Genomic DNA, 5,081 nt, shown 5'->3' with positions numbered 1-5,081 from the left:
TATGGAAGAAACCGAATAAACTGCACAGACGGCTCAGGCAGCTGGGGTATAGCGGCGAATTCCAGAGCATCAAAATGACATCATGGCGGAACTCGGCATGTCAGCTCAGCCACTGGGCAATGCCCAACAAATGGTTTGAAGAAATCGGACTGTTCGCGATGAATGAAATTCAAACGGGAGTGCTTCCTCTTTTTACAACGAGATAAGGATGAACAAGAGCCGTGTACGAGGCCCGTACGCACGGTTCTGTGAGAGGGATGAAGCAGACTTGATCAGCTGCTTCACCCTACTCGATTTTTGGGGGAGCGTGGCCAATGAAAAATAAGAGAAAATTTGCGAGCATTATACTTGCGGCCGGCAAAGGTACGCGTATGGGTGGAGATCTTCCAAAGGTTCTGCATACAATAAAAGGACGACCGATGATTCACCTTGTAATTGAGGCTGCAAAAAAAGCTGCGGGTGATGAAATTGTTGTAGTAGTAGGATATCTATCCGAAAAGGTAAAAAAAGCTGTTGCCTCAAATTATGACGTGGTGTTTGCGGATCAGGCCGAGCAACTTGGAACGGGTCATGCTGTAAAATGCGCATTGCCGTATATCGATAAAAATATAACAGATGTTGTCATTCTTTTTGGTGACGTCCCGCTTATAAGCGGCAATACAATCAAGTCTTTGATTAAGCGTCATATCGATGAAAGTTGTGACATTACTATGTTGACTGCTATAATAGACAATCCAGAAGGATATGGGCGCATAGTAACCTGCGACCAGGGCGTTTTCTTGAAGATTGTTGAAGAAAAAGATGCAGATCTAGCACATAAAAAAATCAAAGAGGTTAATACCGGAATATGCTGTGTGTCCACAGGATTTCTTGAGCACGCCATTAAAAAAATTGGCCGTAATAACTCCCAAAACGAGTTCTATTTCACTGATATCATAGAAATAGGGCATACCGAAGGACGCATAATCGGCAGGTTCAATACTCCTGATCCTGCTGAGGCATTCGGCGTAAACACAGTTGAACAATTAAATTTCATAGAGCAGCATGCAAGCACGGCTGTATTGGGTGGTCTTTGACTGCCTTCCAGATAGCAAAAATACGAAATTGAGACATCACCCGCAAAAACTGAATTGCCTTGACTTGTTGAGGTCTTACCTATTATATATTGGTAAAGGCTTTTGTCAGGCAATGTGAAAAGGTCGATAAAGCTTAATAATATATACCGTTTTTGAGTTTGAATCATTTTTTCAGGATAAAGTTACTAAGCGAGGCGGTTTGGCTGTATTATAGCCCTTATGGATATGCGCAAAACTCGCTGGCAGCTATTGCATATTGGTGTCTGAAAATTATGCCCGTCAGGCACACTCTGAAAATGCAGGGGCTTGAATTATAGCTACTTTCTAAAGTTGCTGATTTTTCAGTAAAGTATTCTGTCTTTGACTAAAGGACTGTATGCTGGTATAATTTCAAGTAAATAAGCTGCAGTAAATAAAAAAGCGAGGTTCTAAATACAGTGTGCCTTGTCACACAGATATAGAGTATTTATTAGCCATATAATTCTGACCCCTGCCCTGTTGGTGATTGGTTAATGTCCTTTGACCCAATGATTTAATAGACAATGGGAGCTTTCACTGATTTCGGTGTGCATGTTCTGCTTGTACAGAAAAGCCTAAAAAAATCATAGAGCGCCCGCTATGAGCAAAAACGGCTCAAAGCTCTTACAACACGGCATTGGGCGGGGGTTAGATAGCAGTTCCATTCCTTCCCAAAATCCAAGACCTTTTCCATTCTGCAAAAATCTTCAATGTTATATACTTCCTGCTTGCGCAGGTTTACTTATAATTTGGTTTATACTGGAGATTTCTGAATGGATCCTATTTTGACCCCGATATTACTACTGGCATCATTTGTGATTGGCTTTGCCATTGCTCATTACAATAAAATTAAGACAATACAGCGTCGTTATCATCATTTAGAGGCAGAATCTCGTATCATAGTGGATGAAGCCCAGCGGAAGGCCGATACTCTGCTCAAAGAGGCCCAGATAGAGGCAAAAGACAGGCTTTTTAAAATGAAAAGCGAATTTGATGCCCAGACTGCCGAGACCAGAGCTGAGATAAAAAATCAGGAAAAACGTCTGATTCAGAAGGAAGAGAATCTAGAAAAGAAAAATGAGCAGATAGAAAAAAAGGAAAAAGATTTTTCTTCCAAGGAAAAAGATATTGAATCCAGAGAAGAGGAAATTGAAAAGAAAGAATCTGAATATACAGGATTGATATCCGAACAGAAGATTCAGCTTGAAAAAATATCCGGTCTTACTACGGATCAGGCAAAAGAAATGCTGATGCGCTCCATGGAGAATGAGGCCAAGTACGAGGCCGCAAAACTTGCAAAAAAAGTGATACAGGAGGCCCGTGAAGAAGCTGATAAAGAAGCCAAGAAAATTATTGCCACTGCAATACAGCGTTATTCTGGTGACTTTGTTGCTGAGCGGACAGTTTCTGTGGTTCCATTGCCGAACGATGAAATGAAGGGTCGTATTATAGGAAGAGAAGGCCGGAATATCAGGGCTCTTGAAGCTGCCACAGGTATTGATCTCATAATAGATGATACTCCTGAGGCGGTAATTCTTTCGGGCTTTAATCCTGTGCGGAGAGAAGTTGCAAGGCTTTCCTTGATGAAGCTGATTTCTGATGGAAGAATACATCCAGGAAGAATAGAGGATGTTGTAAAATCAGTTGAGGAAGAGGTTGATTTAGTCATTAAAGAAGCAGGAGAGCAAGCTGCTTTCGATCTTGGTGTGCACGGAATTCATCCTGAGCTAATTAAAGTTTTGGGAAGGCTTAAATACAGAACAAGTTATGCTCAAAATGTCCTTCAGCATTCTATTGAGGTAGGATTTTTGTGCGGTATTATGGCTGCCGAGCTTGGCTTGAATGTTAAATTAGCGAAGAGAATGGGCCTTCTTCATGATATCGGCAAAGCAATTGATCATGAAGTTGAGGGTCCACACGCAGTAATAGGCTCAAAACTCGCAAAAAAATTTGGAGAAACAGCAAAGGTCGTTCAGGGAATTGCTGCCCATCATGAAGATATCCCGCCTTCCTCTGTTTATGATTTGCTTGTTCAGGCTGCCGACAGTCTATCAGGTGCTAGACCTGGAGCAAGAAAAGAACTGCTTGAGAATTATGTTCGCCGCCTTGAGGATCTTGAAAAGATAGCTAATGGTTTTGAAGGAGTCTCAAGCTCTTATGCTATTCAGGCTGGAAGGGAGCTTCGGGTAATGGTTGAAAGCGACAGGGTGACAGATGAAACCGCACTTATGCTCAGTCTTGATATAGCAAAGCAGATCGAGGAGTCGCTTACATTCCCTGGTCAGATTAAGGTCGTTGTAATTAGAGAAACCAGAGCCGTTGGCTATGCAAATAAATGAGAAAGGTGAAGTAAAGATGAATGTGCTTGATGTGCTTAAGGAGAGGGGATTTATTGAGAGCACGACTCACGAAGACGAGCTTCGTGAGTATTTGTCAAAGCCCCCGGCATCCTGCTATATCGGATTTGATCCAACGGCTTCGAGTCTGCATGTTGGAAGTCTTGTTCCAATAATGTCTCTTGCTCATATGCAGCGCTGTGGCCACAAGCCGATAGCCCTTGTTGGCGGCGGAACAGGTATGATTGGAGATCCGAGCGGTAAGACAGAAATGCGTCAGCTTCTGACTCCGGAGATAATTGAAGAGAACAAGACAGGGATAAAGGGCCAACTTGCAAGATTCATAGATTTTAATGATGGCAGGGCTGAGCTTGTAGATAATGCTGACTGGCTGCTTGGTCTGGAGTACATATCTTTCCTGAGGGATATAGGCAGGTATTTTAGCGTCAACAGAATGATCAAGGCCGAAAGCTATAAGATGAGACTTGAATCTGATGAGGGGCTCGCGTTCATAGAATTCAATTATATGATTCTTCAGGCCTATGACTTTCTGAAATTGTCAGAAACTCACAACTGTATGCTTCAGATGGGAGGGAGTGATCAGTGGGGCAATATAGTCGCTGGCGTTGATCTTGTGAGAAGAGTTTCACAAAAACAGGCATTTGGAATTACTTTCCCCCTAATAACTACAAGCAGCGGAATAAAGATGGGAAAGACCCATAAAGGTGCTGTCTGGCTGGATCCTGAAAGAACGACTCCTTACGAGTACTATCAGTTCTGGGTGAATTCGGATGATCAGGACGTGGAAAGATTCCTTGCATTGTTTACATTTTTGCCCATGGACGAGATTCGGGAAGTAAAGAAACTTGAAGGCGCTGATCTAAATTCGGTAAAATCCATTCTTGCATATGAAGCGACAAGACTGGCTCATGGGAGACAGGCTGCAGATGATGCTGTAAGAGCCGCTGCAAGCCTGTTCGGGGGAAGAACCATACCTTCGGATATTTTGCCCTCAAGCCAAATAGATAGATCTCCAGCTGATGAATCAGCTTCCTCAGTTCCAACGAGTGAGATTCTGTATTCAGATGCTATAAAAGGTATAAACGTGGTTGATCTGCTTTATTCAATGGGGCTGGTAAAATCCAAGGGCGAGGCGAGACGCATGATAGAGCAGGGAGGGGTTTATCTGAATTCTGAAAGAGCTCTTTCTGTTGATGATAAAGTGACTGAAGGGTCTTTTAAAGACTCGGAGATTCTGGTGCGTTTAGGAAAAAAACGTTATCATAAAATCATATGCAAAAAAAGTGCTTGACACATTAGTGCTGAGGATATAGATAGCTCGAGTCTTTCGGAATTCCATCCGCAAGATTCGAGTGGAAAGCTCGTAAGTTTGATCTTTGAAAACCTGGTAGTATAGAGTAGTGACAGCAGAGAGTAAAAGGATTAATTGGAGAGTTTGATCCTGGCTCAGAATGAACGCTGGCGGCGTGCTTAACACATGCAAGTCGTACGCGAAAGGCGCTTTCGGGTGCCGAGTAGAGTGGCGCACGGGTGAGTAACGCGTGGGTAATCTACCCTTGGATCTTGGATAACATATCGAAAGGTGTGCTAATACGGGATGAAGTCTATGTGAATGAGTTTATGTAGATGA

Annotated in this window: 3 protein-coding genes, 1 rRNA gene, 1 other RNA gene and 1 pseudogene; all 6 read left to right on the top strand. The window is 42.8% G+C overall.

What is annotated here, in order from left to right:
• Positions 1–206: pseudogene (locus tag K245_RS28425) on the top strand (hypothetical protein); the annotation flags it as partial.
• Positions 207–314: 108 nt separating this feature from the next.
• Positions 315–1,076, top strand: coding sequence for a sugar phosphate nucleotidyltransferase (locus K245_RS25730; protein ID WP_051284499.1), 762 nt, complete (start codon positions 315–317; stop codon positions 1,074–1,076).
• A 484-nt stretch (positions 1,077–1,560) separates the two neighbouring features.
• A non-coding RNA gene (gene ssrS / locus K245_RS27515) (6S RNA) lies at positions 1,561–1,746 on the top strand.
• 121 nt (positions 1,747–1,867) lie between these two features.
• Positions 1,868–3,433: a ribonuclease Y gene (gene rny, locus K245_RS0120500; RefSeq protein WP_027360669.1), complete on the top strand. Its 1,566-nt coding sequence runs from the start codon at positions 1,868–1,870 to the stop codon at positions 3,431–3,433.
• 16 nt (positions 3,434–3,449) lie between these two features.
• On the top strand, positions 3,450–4,742 hold the full coding sequence (gene tyrS, locus K245_RS0120495; protein WP_027360668.1) for a tyrosine--tRNA ligase: 1,293 nt from the start codon (positions 3,450–3,452) through the stop codon (positions 4,740–4,742).
• A gap of 132 nt (positions 4,743–4,874) precedes the next feature.
• A 16S ribosomal RNA gene (locus K245_RS0120490) occupies positions 4,875–5,081 on the top strand; the annotation flags it as partial.

The organism is Desulforegula conservatrix Mb1Pa (assembly GCF_000426225.1).
GTDB lineage: Bacteria > Desulfobacterota > Desulfobacteria > Desulfobacterales > Desulforegulaceae > Desulforegula > Desulforegula conservatrix.
Note: the sequence above shows the minus strand (reverse complement) of the source record. Positions and strands in the feature narration are given on the sequence as shown.